The sequence below is a fragment of the Shewanella loihica PV-4 genome (assembly GCF_000016065.1).
Classification (GTDB): Bacteria; Pseudomonadota; Gammaproteobacteria; order Enterobacterales; family Shewanellaceae; genus Shewanella; species Shewanella loihica.
The window spans coordinates 980,421-1,000,114 of record NC_009092.1 but is presented as its reverse complement, the minus strand read 5'-3'; the positions used below and the strand labels follow the sequence as shown (position 1 = coordinate 1,000,114).

22 protein-coding genes are annotated in these 19,694 nt (G+C 53.1%); 9 read left to right on the top strand and 13 right to left on the bottom strand.

The window, feature by feature from the left end; translation table 11 throughout:
- Positions 1 to 4 precede the first annotated feature (4 nt).
- The 5 genes from pdxA (at position 5) to SHEW_RS04505 (ending at position 5,227) form a co-directional block, all read left to right on the top strand.
- Positions 5 to 1,003, top strand: a complete 999-nt coding sequence (pdxA, locus tag SHEW_RS04525; RefSeq protein ID WP_011864686.1) for a 4-hydroxythreonine-4-phosphate dehydrogenase PdxA — start codon at positions 5 to 7, stop codon at positions 1,001 to 1,003.
- Between the two features lie 2 nt (positions 1,004 to 1,005).
- Positions 1,006 to 1,815 carry a 16S rRNA (adenine(1518)-N(6)/adenine(1519)-N(6))-dimethyltransferase RsmA gene (rsmA, locus tag SHEW_RS04520; protein ID WP_011864685.1) on the top strand — a complete coding sequence of 270 codons (810 nt, stop codon included), beginning with the start codon at positions 1,006 to 1,008 and terminating at the stop codon, positions 1,813 to 1,815.
- Between the two features lie 51 nt (positions 1,816 to 1,866).
- Positions 1,867 to 2,247: a Co2+/Mg2+ efflux facilitator ApaG/CorD gene (gene apaG, locus SHEW_RS04515; RefSeq protein ID WP_011864684.1), complete on the top strand. Its 381-nt coding sequence runs from the start codon at positions 1,867 to 1,869 to the stop codon at positions 2,245 to 2,247.
- Positions 2,248 to 2,273: 26 nt separating this feature from the next.
- Positions 2,274 to 3,098 (top strand): symmetrical bis(5'-nucleosyl)-tetraphosphatase, encoded by an 825-nt coding sequence (locus SHEW_RS04510; RefSeq protein ID WP_011864683.1) that lies wholly within the window; start codon positions 2,274 to 2,276, stop codon positions 3,096 to 3,098.
- A 104-nt stretch (positions 3,099 to 3,202) separates the two neighbouring features.
- On the top strand, positions 3,203 to 5,227 hold the full coding sequence (locus SHEW_RS04505; RefSeq protein WP_011864682.1) for a methyl-accepting chemotaxis protein: 2,025 nt from the start codon (positions 3,203 to 3,205) through the stop codon (positions 5,225 to 5,227).
- Positions 5,228 to 5,330: 103 nt separating this feature from the next.
- On the opposite strand, the gene SHEW_RS04500 is transcribed toward SHEW_RS04505, so the two are convergent.
- The 7 genes from SHEW_RS04500 to rplU form a co-directional block, all read right to left on the bottom strand.
- Complete coding sequence (locus SHEW_RS04500; protein WP_011864681.1) at positions 5,331 to 5,723, bottom strand: DUF3718 domain-containing protein; 393 nt, start codon at positions 5,721 to 5,723, stop codon at positions 5,331 to 5,333.
- Positions 5,724 to 5,809: 86 nt separating this feature from the next.
- A complete protein-coding gene (folA, locus tag SHEW_RS04495) occupies positions 5,810 to 6,292 on the bottom strand; it encodes a type 3 dihydrofolate reductase (RefSeq protein WP_011864680.1) in 483 nt (160 codons plus the stop codon).
- Between the two features lie 40 nt (positions 6,293 to 6,332).
- Complete coding sequence (locus SHEW_RS04490) at positions 6,333 to 6,803, bottom strand: threonine/serine exporter family protein (protein ID WP_011864679.1); 471 nt, start codon at positions 6,801 to 6,803, stop codon at positions 6,333 to 6,335.
- Positions 6,800 to 7,561, bottom strand: coding sequence for a threonine/serine exporter family protein (locus tag SHEW_RS04485; protein WP_011864678.1), 762 nt, complete (start codon positions 7,559 to 7,561; stop codon positions 6,800 to 6,802). The genes SHEW_RS04490 and SHEW_RS04485 overlap by 4 nt, the downstream gene beginning before the upstream one ends.
- 35 nt (positions 7,562 to 7,596) lie before the next feature.
- Complete coding sequence (gene cgtA / locus SHEW_RS04480) at positions 7,597 to 8,760, bottom strand: Obg family GTPase CgtA (RefSeq protein ID WP_011864677.1); 1,164 nt, start codon at positions 8,758 to 8,760, stop codon at positions 7,597 to 7,599.
- Positions 8,761 to 8,976: 216 nt separating this feature from the next.
- Positions 8,977 to 9,231, bottom strand: coding sequence for a 50S ribosomal protein L27 (rpmA, locus tag SHEW_RS04475; RefSeq protein WP_011864676.1), 255 nt, complete (start codon positions 9,229 to 9,231; stop codon positions 8,977 to 8,979).
- A gap of 15 nt (positions 9,232 to 9,246) precedes the next feature.
- A complete protein-coding gene (rplU, locus tag SHEW_RS04470) occupies positions 9,247 to 9,558 on the bottom strand; it encodes a 50S ribosomal protein L21 (RefSeq protein WP_011864675.1) in 312 nt (103 codons plus the stop codon).
- Between the two features lie 275 nt (positions 9,559 to 9,833).
- Between rplU and ispB the strand changes: the two genes are divergently transcribed.
- Positions 9,834 to 10,805, top strand: coding sequence for an octaprenyl diphosphate synthase (ispB, locus tag SHEW_RS04465; protein WP_011864674.1), 972 nt, complete (start codon positions 9,834 to 9,836; stop codon positions 10,803 to 10,805).
- Positions 10,806 to 10,924: 119 nt separating this feature from the next.
- On the opposite strand, the gene mdh is transcribed toward ispB, so the two are convergent.
- The gene (gene mdh / locus SHEW_RS04460) at positions 10,925 to 11,860 is read right to left on the bottom strand and encodes a malate dehydrogenase (RefSeq protein ID WP_011864673.1); all 936 of its coding nucleotides are present in this window, start codon (positions 11,858 to 11,860) and stop codon (positions 10,925 to 10,927) included.
- Positions 11,861 to 12,167: 307 nt separating this feature from the next.
- Here mdh and argR point away from each other — a divergent pair, with 307 nt between their 5' ends.
- Positions 12,168 to 12,638 (top strand): transcriptional regulator ArgR, encoded by a 471-nt coding sequence (gene argR / locus SHEW_RS04455; RefSeq protein ID WP_011864672.1) that lies wholly within the window; start codon positions 12,168 to 12,170, stop codon positions 12,636 to 12,638.
- Between the two features lie 197 nt (positions 12,639 to 12,835).
- Positions 12,836 to 13,294, top strand: coding sequence for a cupin domain-containing protein (locus tag SHEW_RS04450; RefSeq protein WP_011864671.1), 459 nt, complete (start codon positions 12,836 to 12,838; stop codon positions 13,292 to 13,294).
- A 114-nt stretch (positions 13,295 to 13,408) separates the two neighbouring features.
- Here SHEW_RS04450 and SHEW_RS04445 read toward each other — a convergent pair whose 3' ends face one another.
- From SHEW_RS04445 to SHEW_RS04430, 4 genes are all read right to left on the bottom strand, one after another.
- Complete coding sequence (locus tag SHEW_RS04445) at positions 13,409 to 14,353, bottom strand: Dyp-type peroxidase (RefSeq protein WP_011864670.1); 945 nt, start codon at positions 14,351 to 14,353, stop codon at positions 13,409 to 13,411.
- A gap of 186 nt (positions 14,354 to 14,539) precedes the next feature.
- Positions 14,540 to 15,568: an ABC transporter ATP-binding protein gene (locus SHEW_RS04440; RefSeq protein ID WP_011864669.1), complete on the bottom strand. Its 1,029-nt coding sequence runs from the start codon at positions 15,566 to 15,568 to the stop codon at positions 14,540 to 14,542.
- Between the two features lies 1 nt (position 15,569).
- Positions 15,570 to 17,201, bottom strand: coding sequence for an ABC transporter permease (locus SHEW_RS04435; RefSeq protein ID WP_011864668.1), 1,632 nt, complete (start codon positions 17,199 to 17,201; stop codon positions 15,570 to 15,572).
- 157 nt (positions 17,202 to 17,358) lie between these two features.
- On the bottom strand, positions 17,359 to 18,366 hold the full coding sequence (locus SHEW_RS04430) for a Fe(3+) ABC transporter substrate-binding protein (protein ID WP_011864667.1): 1,008 nt from the start codon (positions 18,364 to 18,366) through the stop codon (positions 17,359 to 17,361).
- A 169-nt stretch (positions 18,367 to 18,535) separates the two neighbouring features.
- Here SHEW_RS04430 and SHEW_RS04425 point away from each other — a divergent pair, with 169 nt between their 5' ends.
- Positions 18,536 to 19,006: a hypothetical protein gene (locus SHEW_RS04425; protein ID WP_011864666.1), complete on the top strand. Its 471-nt coding sequence runs from the start codon at positions 18,536 to 18,538 to the stop codon at positions 19,004 to 19,006.
- A 78-nt stretch (positions 19,007 to 19,084) separates the two neighbouring features.
- Here the strand turns inward: SHEW_RS04425 and SHEW_RS04420 are convergent, their stop codons facing one another.
- Positions 19,085 to 19,684: a glutathione S-transferase N-terminal domain-containing protein gene (locus SHEW_RS04420; RefSeq protein WP_011864665.1), complete on the bottom strand. Its 600-nt coding sequence runs from the start codon at positions 19,682 to 19,684 to the stop codon at positions 19,085 to 19,087.
- Between the last annotated feature and the right edge of the window lie 10 nt (positions 19,685 to 19,694).

The window sequence follows — 19,694 nt, the reverse complement described above, 5'->3', positions numbered from 1 at the left end:
CATATTGACGACTAAACGCATCGCCATCACACCGGGAGAACCTGCCGGTGTGGGCCCAGACTTAGTCATTCAACTTGCTCAGCGCGCTTGGCCCGCTGAGCTTGTTGTTTGTGCCGACCCCACTTTGCTGACCAGCCGCGCCAAGCAGATCGGCTTGCCGATCCAGCTGCGTCCCTTCCAGCCCAATCAGGCGCCTAAGCCGCAGGAAGCTGGTACCCTGACCATAGTGCCCTTCCCCCTGGTAAAAGAAGCAGTGTGCGGTAAGCTCGATGAACAGAACAGCAGCTATGTGATCGACACCCTGGCCTATGCCGGTGAAAAGAACATGAATGGCGAGTTCGACGCCGTGGTGACAGGCCCTGTCCACAAAGGGATCATCAACCAGGCGGGTATCCCCTTTAGCGGTCATACCGAGTTCTTTGCCCACCAGGCCAACTGTCAGGATGTGGTGATGCTGCTCGCAGCCCCAGGCCTGCAGGTGGCGCTGGTCACCACACATATTCCGCTGGCCTATGTGTCTAAGGCGATCACCCGTGACCGTCTGCATCAGATCATCAAGATCTTGCACAAAGATCTGGTGACTAAGTTTGCTCTGGATGATCCTAAGATCTATGTCTGTGGCCTCAACCCCCATGCGGGCGAAGATGGCCACCTGGGCCGCGAAGAGATCGATGTGATCATTCCCGCGCTCAACGAGTTGCGTGAGCAAAACATGAATATCGTCGGGCCACTGCCTGCCGATACCCTGTTCCAGCCAAAGTATCTGGAAGATGCCGACGTGATCCTCGCCATGTATCACGATCAGGGACTGCCGGTACTGAAATCCCAAGGCTTTGGCAGCTCGGTCAATATCACCCTAGGCCTGCCCTACATCCGCACCTCGGTCGACCATGGTACGGCACTGGAGCTGGCCGGCACTGGCAAAGCCGACATCGGCAGTTTTGTCTGCGCGCTAAACAAGGCTATCGAACTAGCCACCAAGAATGAGTCACTTAAAGAGTAGTAATGAGTAATAAAGTACATTTAGGCCACACGGCGAGAAAACGTTTCGGACAAAACTTTTTGACCGACAGCAATGTGATCAATCGTATCGTCGGCGCCATCTCGCCCGATAACGATCACGTGATGGTCGAAATTGGCCCAGGCCTGGCGGCGCTTACCGAGCCGGTAGCCGAAAGCATCGACAAGCTGACCGTGGTCGAGCTGGATAAAGATCTGGTTGAGCGTCTGCAGACACATCCGTTTCTCAAGGACAAGCTGGAGATCCACCAGGGCGACGCGCTGAAATTCGACTTCAAGCAGCTGGTCGAAGAAGGCAAGCAGATGAAGGTGTTTGGTAACCTGCCCTACAACATCTCTACACCGCTGATGTTCCACCTGTTTGAGTTTGCAGAGCATATTGAGAATATGCACTTCATGCTGCAAAAAGAGGTGGTACTGAGACTCTCTGCCGCACCCGGTACCAAAGCCTATGGCCGTTTGACCGTGATGGCGCAATATTTCTGTCAGGTAATGCCGGTACTCGAAGTGCCACCAGGCTGCTTCACACCGCCGCCAAAGGTCGACTCTGCCGTGGTGAGACTCGTGCCCTACAAGGAGAAGCCTTACCCCTGCAAAGATGTGGATCTGCTAAGACACCTGTGTACCACGGCCTTTAACATGCGCCGTAAGACACTGCGTAACAACCTCAAGCAGCTGTTGAACGATGACGACTTCAGCGCGCTGGGCATAGATGCCAGCATGCGCCCTGAGCAGATCACTGTGCAGCAATATGTCGCCATGGCCAACCATCTGGTCGATAAACGCCAAGCCTAACCGTGATGGAGGCGCTGTGCGCCTCCCACCCGTTAACCTTTAGGGATCCGAATGAAACAACTCGAATCCTCAATCAGGATTGAGGTCAAAACCGACTATATCGAAGAGCAATCTTCGCCCGAAGAAGAGAGATACCTGTTCAGCTACACCATCACCATCATCAACTTAGGGGATGAAGCCGTCACCCTGAAGAGCCGCATGTGGTGCATCACAGACGCCAATGGCCATGAGAGTAAGGTTGAAGGCGCAGGTGTGGTTGGCGAGACCCCTACCATCAAGCCAAATACCGCCTACCAGTACACCAGTGGCACGGTATGCGAGACGCCCTTTGCCGTCATGCAGGGCTACTATGTGATGGTGACCGAACAGGGTGAAACCTTCAAGGCACCCATCGCCCCCTTCCGTCTAGCGGCCCCCGGCCTGCTGCATTAATTCGACACAGCGAACCGAGAGCATCTATGGCAACATACTTCGTGGGCGATATTCAGGGCTGTTTCGATGAGCTCCATGTCCTGCTGGCCAAGGTGGACTTTAACCCTTCCAAAGATGAGCTCTGGGTGGTCGGCGACATGGTGGCCAGGGGCACCCAATCGCTGGAGACGCTGCGTTACCTCAAGGGGCTTGAGGGCTCGGTAAAACCTGTGCTGGGCAATCACGACCTGCACCTGATGGCGCTGCATGGCAAGGTGAAACGGGTCAACCCCAAGGATAACCTGGGCGCCCTGTTAGCGGCGCCGGATCTCAACCAGCTCATCGATTGGCTCAGGCTACAGCCACTGGCCCGGGAACATAAAGCCCATTCTGTCTTGATGGCTCACGCCGGCATTCCGCCCCAGTGGGACGTTAAAACCGTCCTCAAGGAGTCGCGCAAGGTACAGGAGGCACTGGCAAGAGATGACTATATCGAGCACCTCATCGCCAAGATGTACACCAACTCCGTCAGCGAATGGTCACCCGAGACCAAGGGACTCAAGCGCCTCGTCTATACCATCAACGCCCTCACCCGGATGCGCTTTCTCCACAGCGATGGTCGATTAAACTTCGATTGTAAGCTGCCGCCAGCGAAAGGCGAGAAGGAAGGCTTGATCCCCTGGTTTAAACAACCAGGCCGGGCCATGAAAGGCCATACTTTGGTCTTCGGCCATTGGGCGGCCCTGATGGGAGAGGTGAACCAACCTGGGCTGCAGGCGCTGGATACCGGATGCTGCTGGGGACAATATTTAACCCTCTGGCATCTTGAATCGAATCAAAAAATTACCCAAAATAAGTTAAAAAAGAGTTAAACTAGCCCTTAGCTTGGCCGATAAAAAAATGAGCGGATATCACCGCCCTGCCCTGAGAATATGTTATGTAATTAGGGATATAACAACAAAAACCGGAGTGCCCTATGAAATTGAATGTCGCCACTCGAGTCATCGGTGGATTTAGTGTCGTCACCTTACTGCTTATCGTCTTAGGTGTGGCGTCCTTGGTCACCAACGACAACATCAAGAGCAGCACCCTCGTTTTGCAAGACCTGAGCCTTCCCGCCCTAAAGAGCAGCAATGGCCTGACACAGAATCTTGCACTGCAAGAAAAGCAGCTACTGGTGGCCTTCCATAGCAAGCAATCCAAAGAACTGCCTCAGGTTCGCAGCCAATTCACCAGCCTCAGCAAAGGCTTTATCACCGAACTGGATCAACTCAATCGTATCATTCAAGGCCACGAGGATAATCTTGGCGGCCAGATCAAGTCACTCAGGGCCAACTACCAGTCGTTCAACGACAACAGCCTCAAGATGATGCAGGCCAGAGAGCAGTCGCTGCAGACTCAGGAATCTTTGGTCGACAACCTGGAAAGTCTCGAAGGCGCCGCCGATGATACCGCATCACTGCTACTGGACCTTATCGATCTGGAGACCAGTCAAGATCCCACAGAACGCGAAATTGCCGCCACCGCCAGCAACATAGACAACAGCTTCAGCAACCTGATCACCAGCAGCTATGACCTGGTCAATGCCAAGGAGAAATCCAAGTACGAGACCATACTCAAGGAGCTGGACTACATCATCAGCGAAGCCCAGAACAAACTGGAATATGTGAGCCGTCACTGGGAAGGCGTCATCGACCAGGAAGCGCTGGACAATATCAACACCGAGGCGAGCAAGGTATTCACCATGCTCAACGGCCCAGACTCGATTCTTAAGCGCAAAGGTCAGCAGCTGGATTTCAACCTGCAGGCCAGTCAACTGCTAAATACTGTCGAGTCCAACGCCACCGCCGTCAACCAAAGCATGGGCAGCCTGAACAAGGCGATCGAGTCCACCTCTCAGGCCGTTAGCGTCAAGGCGATCGACGAGATCGACAGCGCCAGCTATAAGACCCTGGCACTGGTCCTGATAGCCATCGTCGTGGCGGTGCTGGTGAGTATCGCGGTGATCCGCCCACTCAAGAACTCACTCGATAAGGTCAACAACGCCCTCAATATCCTGGCCTCGGGTAACCTGACCCATAAGCTGGACGACAGCGGCCATGACGAATTTGCCGAGCTATCGCGCAACTGTAACAGGTTAGTAGACAGCCTGCGTACCCTTATCCAAGGGATCCTGGACCGCTCTAACCAACTGGCTGCTGCCGCCGAAGAAACGTCAGCCATCACGGCGCAGACCACAGCGGGCATTCAGGAGCAGAAGAACCAGGTCGATCAGGTGGCAACCGCCACCACCCAGCTCAGCTCAAGCGCCATGCAGGTGAGCACCAGTGCCGATGAGGCCCTGAACCAGATCCGGCAAGCCGATGAAGAGGCGCAGCATATGCGTGCCATCGCCGATGAGAATAAGCGCACCATTCTGGCGCTGGCCGACGAAGTCGCCAAGGCGGGTCAGGTGATCAACAAGGTCCACTCCGACAGCGCCTCTATCGGCTCGATATTGGATGTGATCCGAGGCATCGCCGAGCAGACCAACCTGCTGGCGCTAAACGCCGCCATCGAGGCCGCCAGAGCCGGTGAACAGGGCCGAGGCTTTGCCGTGGTAGCCGACGAGGTTCGCAGTCTGGCATCTCGCACCCAAGACTCGACCCAAGAGATCCAGCAGATGATTCAGGTGCTACAACAAGGCACCCAGGAAGCCGTTTCCGTGATGGAGCTGGGCCGTCAGCAGGCCAATAGCTGCGTCGAGAAGACAGAGCAGGCCAACGTCGCCCTGGAGAGCATCAGCAACGCGGTGCACTATGCCCATGACTCTGGTACTCATATTGCCAATGCGGCCCAGGAGCAGAACCTGGTGAGCCAGCAGGTGTCTGAGAAGCTAGAGCATATCGCCGCGATCTCCGAAGAGACGGCCACAGGTGCCGATCAGACGGCACAATCTAGCCATCAGGTGGCTCAGCTTGCCGAAGAGCTCCAGGCCTCTGTGGGCGAATTTAAGGTGTAAAAGCTAAAGCCAAAGTTAAAGACACAGTAGCCCCTTTAAACAGGTACAAAAAACCGGACTTAAGGTCCGGTTTTTTAATGCTTACTTGAGGCGTTTTGGCAGATTAATTGCCTGCGAGGCGTTCCTTGATTGCCGCGGTAATTGGGCTACCACCGTGGCCGTTACCCTCGGCCCATTCGACGACCGTCAGACCATCGGCTTCCTTGACACTCAACTCTTCGGTGGAGAGACGCTTACTCATGAACTCGCCCACGTCGTTGGCACCGCTAATCATGGCGAAACGCAGCAGGCTGTTGCCGTCACAGGTCACCCCTTCGTACACGTTGCGTAGCTTAACGCGCGCTTCTTTCAATTTCTTACGTAAACGGTTTTTATCATCGGCCTGAACATAGTTACAGATGTTGGCAACGAGTTGATCGTTGGCTTGAACTGGTGCTGGAACGGTATAAACAGAGGCTGCAATCACCACAGCTAACGTAGTCGGTAAAAAACGCATCGGGTACTCCTATAATATTTATTATTTTTTTCAGTAGGCTATCACTAAAGTGACTGCCTAAAGACAACTCGGGGCAACACCATAAGTTAACATTTTTTTGCCAAATTGATAAAGCGATATTCCAAACCTTTATCATTTATGTGAGATTCACTGTCGAGCAGCTGCCAACTGCCATCGTCCCAGTCGGGGAAATGGGTATCGCCCTCGACATCGAGATTGATCTCGGTCAGATACAGGCGATCCGCCTGAGGTAAGAGCTCGGCGTACAGCTGGCCACCACCTATCACCACCAACTCATCACAGCCCTGTACCAATTCCTTGGCCTGTTCGAATGAGGTCACGCAGGTCACTCCCTCGATAACTAAATCTTCTTGTCGGCTCACCACCAGATTGTGGCGCCCAGGCAGGGGTCTGCCGATGGATTCGAAGGTCTTACGGCCCATGACCACAGGCTTACCTAGGGTCATCTGTTTAAAGTGGCGCAGGTCTTCCGGCAGGTGCCAGGGCATCTGATTATCTTTGCCGATAACCCGGTTATTTGCCATCGCGGCAATCATAGCTATTTTCATGGGCTCTCCAACGGTCTTGTGCCGTCTGTAGGGTTAAGAATTAGATCACTGGGCGGGTACGAAAATAGAGCAGACTGGGCATGGCGAGTCCGACAGATAACGCCCCTAAGATGAAGATGGTCTTCAAGCCATTGCTTATCACCTCGGCGGTCAGCTCTGGGCTCACCTCAGACTGGGCAGACAGCTGCACCAAGGCAATCACTGTGTTGTAGGCATAGGTTCCCGGGATCATTGGGATGATCGCCGCCACAGCGTACATCAGCGGCGGTGCCAGATGTTTCTTGGCAAAGCCTATGGTTAACACCCCGACCAAGGCCGCCGCGGCGAAGGTACACCACTCTATCGGCATACCGAAATGCAGCAGCAAGGTGCGCAGGCTGTGGCCCAGGGCGCCAGCCAGGGCGCAGTATGGCAGGAAGCGTTTGGGCACATTGAACACCATGGCGAAACCCACCGCAGGAACAGCCGAGAAGGCCGCATCGTTTAGCAGCTTGAGCAGCAGCTCCATCATAGGAAGAGTCCTCCCAGTTGCATGGCGATGGTGATCCCTATGACGGATGAGACGGTCAACAGGGTAGCGTGGCCCCAACGGGAGATCCCCACGTTAAGGTGCCCCTTCACCATATCCGAGATCGCGTTGATCATGGGAAAACCCGGCACCAACATCAGCACACTGGCGGCCATCGGCAGCTTAGGGGTATCGGTCAGTTGCAGGTGATAGCCCATCTGCGCCACCAAGGTGGTGATAAAGGCGGTCACCGCAAAGTTCACCAGCAGGTTGAAATGATGCTTGGCGATGGCCAGACGCACCGACATGCCCACTGATGCGGCCATTATGGTGATCAACACCGCCATGGTATCGCCACCAAACAGGTGGCAGAAACTGCCACAGGAGAGGCCGATCATGGGCACCAGATAACGCCTAGGATAGCTCTTTGGCTGGATCCGCGAGACACGTTTGCGCACCTCGTTGAGGCCGTAGATCCCCTTCTCGGTCAACAGGCAGATACGCTGCAGCTCGCAGATGATGGTCATATTGATGCCATGCTCGCGAATGCGCCGGGTAGTGGTGATACAGCGACCGTGCACCAGGCTGGTCAGTACCAGAGAGTTAGAGGAGATGGAGATCTCGACACTGGCGAGACCTAATGCCTGACCCAGGCGCTGGCTGATCTCTTCGACGAGGTCGGACTCAGCACCATAGGCCAGTAAGAGTTGAGCAACCCGGACAACCTGCCGGGTAATATCATTTTGAGTATCGGCGTACACAATTCTCTCAGAATGAAAGGGGTAACTTAATAAACTTACCTTTGATAGATGATTTCGACATCATAGTCATCATCATCGAAGTCGTCGTCGAAGTCATCATCATAGTCTTCGTTGACCACTTCCTGGGTCTTCTGATGATAGTTGTCCCACTTGAACTCGACCTCTGCATCGGGATCTTCCTCGACCTCTGGTGGCAGAGCATCGATAAAGTCCATCAGCTTGAGTGCCAGTTCCTGCGTGCCTTCGCGGTTGTAGGCCGAAATACAGTAGACATCGCCCTGCCAGTCCAGCTCTTTGACGATGCGATCGACGCGCTCTTGCAGCTCCTCTTCGAGCAGCAGGTCAGTCTTGTTGAACACCAACCAACGTGGCTTGCTGGCCAGCAGCGGCGAGTGCTTCTCTAGTTCACCCACGATGGCGCGGGCGCTGTCGACGGGATCGCTGCCATCGATAGGCTCGATATCCAGGATATGCAGCAGCACACGGCAACGCTCGAGGTGCTTAAGGAAGCGAATACCCAGGCCAGCCCCTTCGGCGGCGCCTTCGATCAGACCGGGAATATCGGCGATCACGAAGCTTTGGCCATGTCTTGGTGTCACAACCCCTAGGTTAGGCACCAGAGTCGTAAATGGATAATCGGCAACCTTCGGCTTGGCACGAGACACAGAGCGAATGAAGGTCGACTTACCGGCGTTAGGCATACCCAGCAGACCCACATCCGCCAACAGCATCAGCTCGAGTCTCAGGCTACGCACTTCACCTGGGGTGCCCAGGGTCTTCTGACGCGGCGCGCGGTTGGTACTGCTCTTAAAGCGAGTGTTACCCAGGCCATGGAAGCCACCTTTAGCCACCAACAGCTTCTGACCATGGGTCTTGAGATCCCCAAGGGCTTCCTGGGTCTCTTCATCGACGGCGCGGGTCCCGACTGGCACCTTAAGGATAAGATCTTTACCGCCATGACCGGTACAGTCGCGACCACGACCATTCTCGCCACGCTCGGCAAAATGGAAACGCTCGAAACGGTAATCGATCAGGGTGTTGAGGTTTTCATCGGCTTGCAGATAAACACTGCCGCCGTCACCACCGTCACCGCCATCTGGGCCGCCATCGGGCACATACTTTTCGCGTCGAAAACTAACGCAACCACTACCGCCATCACCAGCTTCGACTCTGATCACGGCTTCATCGACAAACTTCATACCAACTCCAGGCGCCAAACAATAGACCGATTATACTGCCTATCGAAACTTACCGCCAAAAAACAATGATGCAACTGCCCCAGCACACAAGCGGCAGAGACAATATTGAACTGGTGCTGGAGCGATATACAGGCTCTTTCACCAGTAATGATTCTTCATAAACAATAAAGCCCCACCAGAGGCAGGGCTTTAGGAACTAGCTTGGGTAGCTAAGTATTAAGCTTCGATGCTAATGAACTTGCGGTTCTTAGGACCTTTAACTTCGAACTTAACTTTACCGTCAGTTAGTGCAAATAGGGTATGGTCACGACCGATACCTACGTTAACACCTGCGTGAAACTTAGTACCACGTTGACGAACGATGATGTTACCAGCTAGAACTGATTCACCACCGAAACGCTTAACACCAAGACGTTTGCTTTCTGAATCGCGGCCGTTACGAGTAGAACCGCCAGCTTTTTTATGTGCCATTAGTTAGACCCCTTATTAAGCGTTGATAGCTGTAATTTTAACTTCGGTGAACCACTGACGGTGGCCCATCTTCTTATCGTGGTGCTTACGACGACGGAACTTAACGATAGTTACCTTCTCGCCACGGCCATGGCTGATCACTTCAGCTACAACCTTACCACCTTCAACTAAAGGTGCACCAACGTGTACAGTTTCACCATCTGCAACCAAAAGAACTTGGTCGAATTCGATAGTTTCACCTGTAGCAACTTCTAATTTTTCTAGACGTACAGTATGGCCTTCAGCAACACGGTGTTGCTTACCACCACTTTGAAAAACAGCGTACATAGCTATTTTACTCCGATATTTCTAGCACGCAGACCCTTTTTGTTTGGCTGGGTGCTATAAAAGCTTTAATGACAATGGTCGCGGAGTTTACGCTAAGTTCGCCTGGCTGACAAGTCCTAATTCACTTTGATCAAAAAAAGATCGGAATTACTCGCACAATACTCTTCTGCTACTGTCAGGCGAGGCATTTTTAGGTAGAATCTAATAATTATAACATTTTCGCCTTAATTTGGGCTGTCTGAATTACCTCGCAACCCTAAAAGTAGAGCCATTATATGGATTTGAATGCCATTCGTCAGCTGGCAGACGCTGATATGAAAGCCGTCGACCAACTTATCTATAAGCAGTTGGAATCGGATGTCGCCCTTATTAATCAACTCGGATTCTACATCATCAATGGCGGCGGCAAACGCATGCGTCCGCTGCTCTCTATCTTGGCCGCCCGCGCCATCGCCTATGAAGGTGAAGCGCATCTTAAACTGGCGGCAATCGTTGAGTTTATCCATACCGCGTCTCTGCTACACGACGACGTGGTCGATGAGTCTATGCTTAGACGCGGCCGAGAAACCGCCAACGCCCTGTTTGGTAACAGTGCCAGCGTACTGGTCGGTGACTTCCTCTATACCCGCTCTTTCCAGATGATGACAGAGCTGAAGAGCATGGAGGTACTTGAAGTGCTCGCCGATGCCACCAACGTATTGGCTGAAGGCGAAGTATTGCAGCTAATGAACTGTAACGACCCAGACACCAGCGAAGAGAGCTACATGCGGGTGATCTACTGCAAGACAGCGAAACTATTTGAAGCTGCCACCCGTCTGGCTGGTGTGCTGGCCGAAAGCAGCATAGAAGTGCAGACCGCACTGGCCGACTATGGTAAGTATCTGGGCACAGCCTTCCAGCTCACCGACGATCTATTGGACTATACGGCCGATACTGAGGCTTTAGGTAAGAACATAGGCGACGACTTGGCCGAGGGTAAGCCTACCCTGCCATTAATTTATGCCATCGCCAACGGCAACGAGCTGGAGCGTCAATTAATTCGCGATGCGATTGAGAAAGGTGACGGCACTGAGCATATCGATACCATACTAAATGCCCTTAAGCAGTGTGGCGCCCTAGACTACACAGAGAAACGCGCTCGGGAAGAAGCAGAGAAGGCGATACGCGCATTAGATCTAATACCCGATAGCGACTATAAGCAGGCGCTGATATCGCTGGCGAGAATCGCCGTGGCGCGCGATCACTAAGTCGCAGACTATTAGATCCTATTCAGTCTTTCGCCATTCGGTATCAAGGTAAAAGTTACCCATAAAAAAAGGAGCCAATTGGCTCCTTTTTTTATTAAGGACGAACTAAAGGCTTAGCCTTATTTTACGAAGTCGACACCCAGTGTGATATCGGCTTTAAGCGTATCTAGCATAGCATCACGTGCGTTGGCTTCGAACTCGCTAACCTCACCATAGGCAAGTACCTGCTCGATACCGTTCTTACCCAGCAGCACAGGTTGCGCGAAGAAGTCAGCATGCTCGCTGCCACCATCGACATAGGCACACTCAACAACGTTAGCTTCGCCTTGTAGGCCGCGAACCAGTGACAAACCGAAACGACATGCCGCCTGACCCATAGACAGAGTCGCGCTACCGCCACCCGCCTTAGCTTCAACCACTTCGGTACCCGCGTTCTGGATACGAGTCGTCAGTGCAGCCACTTCTTCATCAGAGAAGCTTACGCCTTCGATTTGAGACAGTAGTGGCAGAATAGTCACGCCGCTGTGTCCACCGATAACATTCACTTTAACGTCGGCAACGTTCAGACCTTTCGCTTCAGCAACGAAAGTTTCAGAGCGGATAACGTCAAGGGTTGTCACACCGAACAGACGGTTCTTGTCATATACACCGGCAGCTTTCAGTACTTCAGCAGCAATAGCGACAGTAGTGTTAACTGGGTTAGTGATGATACCGATCAGCGCCTTAGGGCAAGTTGCGGCACACTTCTCAACCAGGTTTCTTACGATACCCGCGTTGATGTTGAATAGATCTGAACGATCCATGCCTGGCTTACGTGCAACACCGGCAGAGATCAGTACCACGTCGGCACCTTCCAGCGCTGGCGTTGGATCTTCACCCGCAAAACCCTTAACTTCTACAGCAGTCGGGATGTGGCTTAGGTCAACGGCAACACCAGGAGTGACTGGCGCGATATCATAAAGGGATAGTTTTGAACCGGCAGGCAGTTGAGTTTTGAGTAGTAGGGCAAGAGCCTGGCCAATACCACCGGCGGCACCAAGTACAGCAACTTTCATAGTTATCTCCGTTAATTCTTGGATATTATGTGATATAGATCTAGATTTACCGATGGCGCAACATTACTGGAATCACGGTAAAAATTCAATTATCCCTTAGTCGTGTGGCCAGATAATTTCAATTTCTCCCAGCCAACTGCCATTTACAGCCCATTTAAGATATACTGCCCGGCCTTGCCTGCGACCCCTTACCGCTCCAACCACCCCGTAAACCTGAATTTTTATTCACACAATCCGAATAACGCTTGACTAATGGCGCAAAAATATTCAAAATAACCCAGTTTTTTGAATATAAGAATAATTCGATATGCAAGCCAATAAAAATCAAGACGAACTTGTAAAGACCTTTAAGGCTATCTTGAAGGAGGAGCGTTTTGGCTCCCAGAGCGAGATAGTCAACGCCCTGCAGTCCGAGGGCTTCAACAACATTAACCAATCCAAAGTCTCACGCATGCTGAGCAAGTTTGGCGCCGTGCGCACCCGCAACGCCAAGCAGGAGATGGTCTACTGCCTGCCCGCCGAGCTTGGGGTCCCGACGGCCGGCAGCCCACTGAAAAACTTAGTGCTGGATGTCGACCATAATCAATCTATGATAGTGGTCAGAACCAGCCCAGGTGCGGCCCAGCTGATCGCCAGACTGCTGGACTCTATAGGTAAGCCAGAAGGCATACTGGGCACCATCGCCGGTGACGATACCATCTTCATCTGCCCTTCCAACATTCAGGAAGTGGACAAGACGCTCGAGACGGTCAAGTCGCTGTTTAACTACGCCGATTAGTCCGCTTCGCAAGGACGGCCTAAGCCATCCCCCGAGAGACACCCTTTAGCCTGTTTGGGCAAAGGGTGTTTTTTTATCTAAGTTTTGACTTGGTTTTACCTAGGTTTAATCACGCTCAAATTGAATACTATATATCTGATAGGATACACTGAGTCCAAACCATCCCCCCTCTGTCACCCGATGGTTAAGGACCCGAGATGAATAACAATAAGATAATTAATATCGACAACCTTTGCTGGGAATCTTGGCAACACTCAGATCGATACGCCAGCCATCAAAAACATATCGGCGATGCCGCCGGTTGTCAGCAGATCGGCGTCACCATGGAACGACTGGAACCCGGCAAGCTCTCCTCCGTCGCCCACTACCACACCAAGGAAGAGGAACACCTCTACGCACTGCAAGGTGAAGCCACCCTGTATATCGACGGCGAGCCTCACCCCTTTAAGCAGGGCGACTATATCTGTTTTACTGCAAATTCAGGCATCTCCCATACCCTGAAAAACGAATCCGAAGCCGACTTCCTGTTTCTGGTGCTGGGCAATCGCGATCCCCACGATGTGGTGGTGTACCCAGAGCATAATAAGGTGCAGGTGCGCTCCATCGACGAGATCTATGCCAAGCGCCCCACCAACTACTGGGATCCCGACCGTTAATTCACCGATAATCGGACACAAAAAAACACACCTTAGGGTGTGTTTTTTATTGGGTAAGCTAGAAGCTAGCAATATGGACTTTTGAGGTACTCACATCAAGAGTGCCGCTATGCCTTAATCCTCAAATTCTGCCTCTCGCTCCATGAAATCAAGCGACGGGGCAAAGAATGCCGAGCCTGTCAGTGCCTGGGTAAAGTGCATCAGGTGATCGTGATTCCCCTCGCCGTCGCCATGAACCATACTGCTCAACATCTTCTCGAAATGTACCGAGTTGCGACAGACTGAGATAAACATCAGCCCCTGCTCCTTCATCGACCCGTAAGGCATACTCTGACGCAGGATCTCCATCGACTTACCGTCGGCATCCTTCAGATTGACCCGCTTGATGTGGCTGGTAAGCGGCTTGTCCTCAGAGGCATACTCGATATTGTCTATCTTGGTGCGGCCTATGATATCTTCCTGCTTCTTCTGCGGCAGACGGTTCCACTTACTGAGGTTATGGGCAAACTTCTGCACATGAATATAACTGCCGCCACGGAAATACTCGTCTTCGTCGCCCACCAAGGCCACATCCTGACGATGACGTCCCTTAGGGTTCTCTGTGCCATCGACAAATCCGGTTAGATCCCGGGTATCCATAAACTGGAATCCGCGCTCCTCATCCACCAGCTCAACCAAATCTTCAAACATCTGGCACACTTCGTTGGCCACCAGATGCAAGATGTCATAACGATCGCAGCGCAGATGCACGAAAAGATCATACTCATGGGCTGGTGCATCACGATTATCGGCATGCATGGCCGGGAAAGGCTTGAGCTGTGAAGGACGACGCCCTGGATACAGGCTATCCCAGTAGTTGGCACCTATGGCCACGAAACCGTTGAAGGCGCTGTCGGCATACTGGTCGGCCAATTCATAGATATACTGTGCGACATTGGCGACGCAGGGACGCAGCTGAGACTCGACGCCGTCGTTGGCGTTGAACATCAGATACACGCTATGTAAATTTCCTTCGGCACACACACCCAGCTGTTCACGTGGCATAACCAGACTATCCATAAATAAACCTACCTTTCGTCAGTCTCAATTTCGGCGTTATTATCCGAAACTTTAGCGATAATTAGTATTACACAACCCACAAACCGTTAAAGCGAAACGTCATTTACCGGCTAGATTAACTTTTTTTTAAGTTGGCAACCATAGCCAGACGCAAATGCCCTTCACAAAAGTGTTACATAGGCCAGCTTAGAAGAGCACCGCCGGATGAGGCGTCACCGACAGGCCAACCTTCTGCCCAGGGCTAAAATGGTGCAGGGGCGAGCGCACTGCCAATATCTCCTCGCCAATCAAGATGCTGTAGTGGCACAGATTACCGAGGAAGCGCCGCGCTATTATAGTGCCCTCACCTTGCTCATCTCCTGCCATCTGCAGCTGCTCCGGACGCAGCAGGAGCTCGCCGCGATATCCGGCCGCTTTGGGCAAATCACTGCTGCTTTGTACCTCACCCAGCAGGGTCTGTAACCGGGCCCTATCTTTCACCTCACAGCTAAGATAGTTCACCTGACCGAGGAATTCCGCCACATACTTATCCGTTGGCTCGGCGTAGAGGCTCTCAGCACTGCCATATTGGGCTATGCCCCCATCCTTGAAGAGAGCCAGCTTATCGGCAAACACGAAGGCCTCATCCTTGCTGTGGGTTACAAACACGGCACTTACTCCGCGCTGCTTTAAGATCTCGCGGATCTCCACCATCATCTCTCCGCGCACCTTAGCGTCGATATTGGAAAAGGGCTCATCGAGCAGCAGAAGTTCTGGCTCATAAGCAAGCGCCCGGGCAATCGACACCCGCTGCTGCTGACCCCCCGAGAGTTCGTGAGGATAACGGCCCCCTAAGCCCTCTAGCTTCACCAGCGCCAGCATCTCACCCAGCCTCGCCTGTCTGGCAGCCTTATCCAAGCCTTTCACCCCGAACAAGATATTCTCGGCCACTGTCAGGTGAGGAAACAGGGCGTAGTCTTGGAAAATCATCCCGACCTCTCGCCGCTCGCTGGGCACAAACGTCTCGGGTCCAGAGAGCAGTCGGCCATTGATGCTGATACGCCCTTGGGAGATAGGCTGCAGCCCAGCAATCGCCTTGAGGAGCGTGGTCTTGCCACAGCCACTTGGGCCGAGCAGGGCGGCAATTTCTCCCTGATGCAGCACAAGATCTAAGCCGCGCAGAATCGTCTGCCCCTGATAATCGCTGTGAACCTGTTCTATGGTAAGTGTCGACATACTAGTTACCTTGCTCCAAGGAGCGATTGAGATAGATAAGCGGGATCAGCCCCACCAAGACGATCACTATGGCCCCCAGGGCGCCCTGCTCGAGCTGTTCGTCTGAGACAAACTGATAGACATAGGTGGCGAGATTCTCAAACCCCACGGGCCTGAGCAGCAAAGCCGCCGGCAACTCCTTCATACACTCGATAAAGACCAGCAAGATGGCGGCAAAAATGCCGCTGCGAAGCAGTGGTAGATGGATCCGCGATAGAATGGCACTAGGCCTCATCCCCATGGTGACCGATGCCATGTCCAGCGAGGGGCTGATCTGCTTATAGCTGTTTTCTATGCTGCCGATGGCGATGGCGGCAAAGCGGATCGCAAAGGCAAAAATTAACACAAACAGGGTGCCACTGAAGATAAGCCCTGGCCCACTCTGGTCGAAATAGGCATAGAGATCGTTGACCGCGAAATCAAGAAGACTCAGAGGCACCAAGACGCCTATCGCCAGCACAGTACCCGGCAGGGCATAGCCCGTCGAGGCCAGGCGTGAAGGCAGGATATCGATTTTTCTTGGACTGCAGCGCCGGACAAACATCAAGAGCAAGGCGAACACCACAGTGACTAGACTAACCACCAGGGCAATGATCAGGCTGTTAAGACTGTATTCCCAGAAGGCCTGATTCCAACTGACATCAAAGTAATCCCAGGCATACCCCAGCAAGACCCAAACAGGCAGGCCGAAGGCCAACAGCAGCAGCACAGCGCAATAGCCCGCAGCGAGCCAGGCCTTAACACCCGAGAGCGCATATCGTTCGTGGGAGGTTATCGGCGTCTGTTTCTGAAACAGCTGCTGTTTACGCCGGGCAAAACGCTCGGCGCCGATCAGACAGAAGACCACCAGCAGTATGATGGCTGAGAGTTTAGCTGCCGCCGCCAGACTGCCGTATCCCAGCCAGGTATCATAGACCGCCGTCGTCAAGGTAGGCACGGCAAAGTAGCTGACGGTAGCGAAATCGGCAGCCGTCTCCATCGCCACCAGCGCCGCCCCCACCGCCAAGGCGGGCCGCGCCATCGGCAAATTCAGGCGCCAGAAACTGCGCCAGGGCCCTGCGCCCATCACTCTGGAGGCGTGCAGCAGGCTTGGCGACTGCTCCATGAAGGCGGTGCGCGCCAGCAGATAGATATAGGGAAACAGCACCAGTGCCAGCATCACAGACGCGCCCCCCAGGGTGCGCACATCGGGAAAGTAATAATCCGTAGGCGACAGCCAGCCATTAACTTGCCGCAGCCAAGTCTGAATCGGCCCGGCATAGTCTAGGAGATCCGTATAGACATAGGCCACCACATAGGCGGGCATGGCCAGTGGCAGCAGCAGCGCCCACTGAAACCCATTGCGCCCGGGAAAATCACAGCGGGCCACGCACCAGGCGGCGGGCACGGCAATCAGCAAGGCGCCTAGGCTGACAAACAACATCAAGGCCAAGGTGTTGAAAATATAGGTCGGCAGAACGGTTTGCATCAGGTGACCGAATACCGCCTCATCTGGCACCATTGCCTGTATGCAGATGGCTCCCAGGGGCAGGGCGAAGCAGATGGCGGTCAGATAACTTAGGGTCGACCAGGATTTGGGAAAGCCTAAAATCATAGAAAATCTCAATAAAGCGAGTCAGGCCATTATCTGTGACCAACTTAAATCTAAGCTTAAACGCAAACGATTATTAATTGAATAGTGACCCATGCGGCATAAAAACGAGATAGCCTTCCCGAAGGAAGGCTATCTTTTGAACAATGACCGCCTATCACTAGAGATCGAACTTCACTTGGTCGAGCAACTTCACCGCCGCACCGTGATACTCGGCCAGCTTGTGGATGGGCAGCTCATCGGCCTTATAGTCACCCCAGGAGGCGACCAGCTTAGACGGCTTCACATCCGCCTTGACCGGGTATTCCATGTTGAGCTCGGCGTAGGTTTGCTGCGCCTGTTGACCCGAGAGGTATTCCATCAACTTGATGGCGTTCTCGCGCTCTGGCGCATACTTAGCCAGTGCCATGCCAGAGACGTTGATGTGAGCACCGCGATTTTTCTGATTCGGGAAGTTGATGTTGACCGCCTCGGCCCAAGGCACCTGCTTAGGATCTTGCAACATCTTACCTAGGTAGTAGCTGTTACCTATGGCGATATCACACAGCCCCTCTTTAACCGCCTTCACCTGCGCCCTGTCGTTACCCTGTGGCTTGCGGGCCAAGTTTGCCTTAACGCCTTCTAGCCAGGTCTTAGTGTCTGCCTCACCATGATGGGCGATCATCGACGCCACCAGAGAGATGTTGTAGGGGTGCTTACCGCTACGGGTACAGATCTTGCCCTTAAATTTAGGATCCGCCAGATCTTCATAATCGATATCCAAGGGGCCGAGGCGCTCCTTAGAAGAGTAGATATTTCTCACGCGTTTCGTCAGGGCAAACCAATCGCCATTGGGCGAGCGAAGATTCGCTGGAATGTTCTGCGCTAAGGTCTGGCTGTCGACCGAGGCCACCAGCCCTTTATCCGCCAGCTCCATCAAACGAGAGAAATCTGAGGTAAGCACGAGATCCGCAGGTGACAGGCGTCCCTCTCGGGCGATTCGCTCGGCAATGCCCTGTTTGGTGAATACCAGATTGACCTTGATGCCTGTCTCCTTGGTAAAGTCAGCCAAAATGGGATCAATAAGGAAAGCCTGTCGGTAGGAATAAACCGTGATGCTGTCGGCCGCATTGGCCATTGAAGTGACACAAGCAAAACCCAGAACAGCCAAACGTTTCATGAATCTCATGCAATACTCCGCGATAAAGTTAATGATAATAATTATCAATTGCGACAAGAGTAATCAATCTGGCAGGAAACGGCAAGTGAGATCCGTCAAAATTTGCGTGACCGCTCATTTTGACCAAAATAGCCTCGCTGACTAGACTCAAAGGACTCGGCCACAAAAAGGATCTCATATGTTTCTGGAAATTCTCGCGCTGATACTCGCCGTCATTCTTATTTTATTCCTGTTTAAACATAGATTTACTCGGGTACGAGTCAGGCGCGCCCGTAGAGCCGCAGTGCCGCAGACCAGTCTGAGTGCCAGGATGATCAGCGAAGACGTTCCCCATGCGCCGACACACAATCTCAATACCAGCCATCCCTATCACTGTGTCGAGATAGTCAACGACGAGGGCCTCTGTGGCAGCGCGAAGAAGTTAAAAGGTAAACGATTCCTCTCCATAGACGCACCGACACTACCACTTCCCGGCTGCAGCGAGAGTGAATGTAGCTGCCGATATCTGCATCATGAAGACAGGAGAGAACAAACTGACGATAGGCGGGTCGACTTCGGTGTGACCCGTGAACTCTATGGTGTGTTTGGCGAGCCGAACAGGCGCAGTCAACCGGCTAAGGGACGGCGCCATACTGATACTCGCCACTAACAGCTAACAGAAAAGCACCAACTGCTTCTCACTAAACCCAAATCCTTGAGTGCAAACTCTTTAGTGATACAGCCAAGCCTAGGCGTGGGGACGCGTGGTTAACATGGGCGCGCTCTTGGAGAAGCTCTGTAGCCATCTGGCCGTAGCCGGGGCGACCTTACGCCAATCCAGATCCGGATGACGAAAATCTACATACTCTAACAGGCAGGCGAGGCAGATCTGCTGCAAAGACACCTTACTGTGCCCTGAAATGGCCATCAGCTCTATCTGCGCCAAGCCCCTGAGTAAGGCCTGTTCAAACCGCGCCGTCCAAAATGGGCTACGCAAGCCCTCATCGTCACGCATCTGCTCCTGTCTTAAGGCCACCGCGCTATCGAGCAAGCCCTTAATCAGGGAGTACTGGGTCTCGCCGTACCAGGAATCACCGGGCTGTCCAAACAGCTCGCCACCACAATACTCATGATCTAGGTAGCGCAGGATCACCTCGCTGTCATACAAGGTGCCACCATCGTTTAACAGCAGACAAGGGATCTTGGCCAGCGGATTGGCATCCAGTAATAGCTCGGTATTCTCAAGTGGATTAACGGCGATCGGCTCGATCCCTCTGATGGCAAACTGCGCGATAACGACCCGCACGGTTCTGGCGTAGGGTGACGCCGGCGAAAAGAGTAATTGCATATCGCTTCCT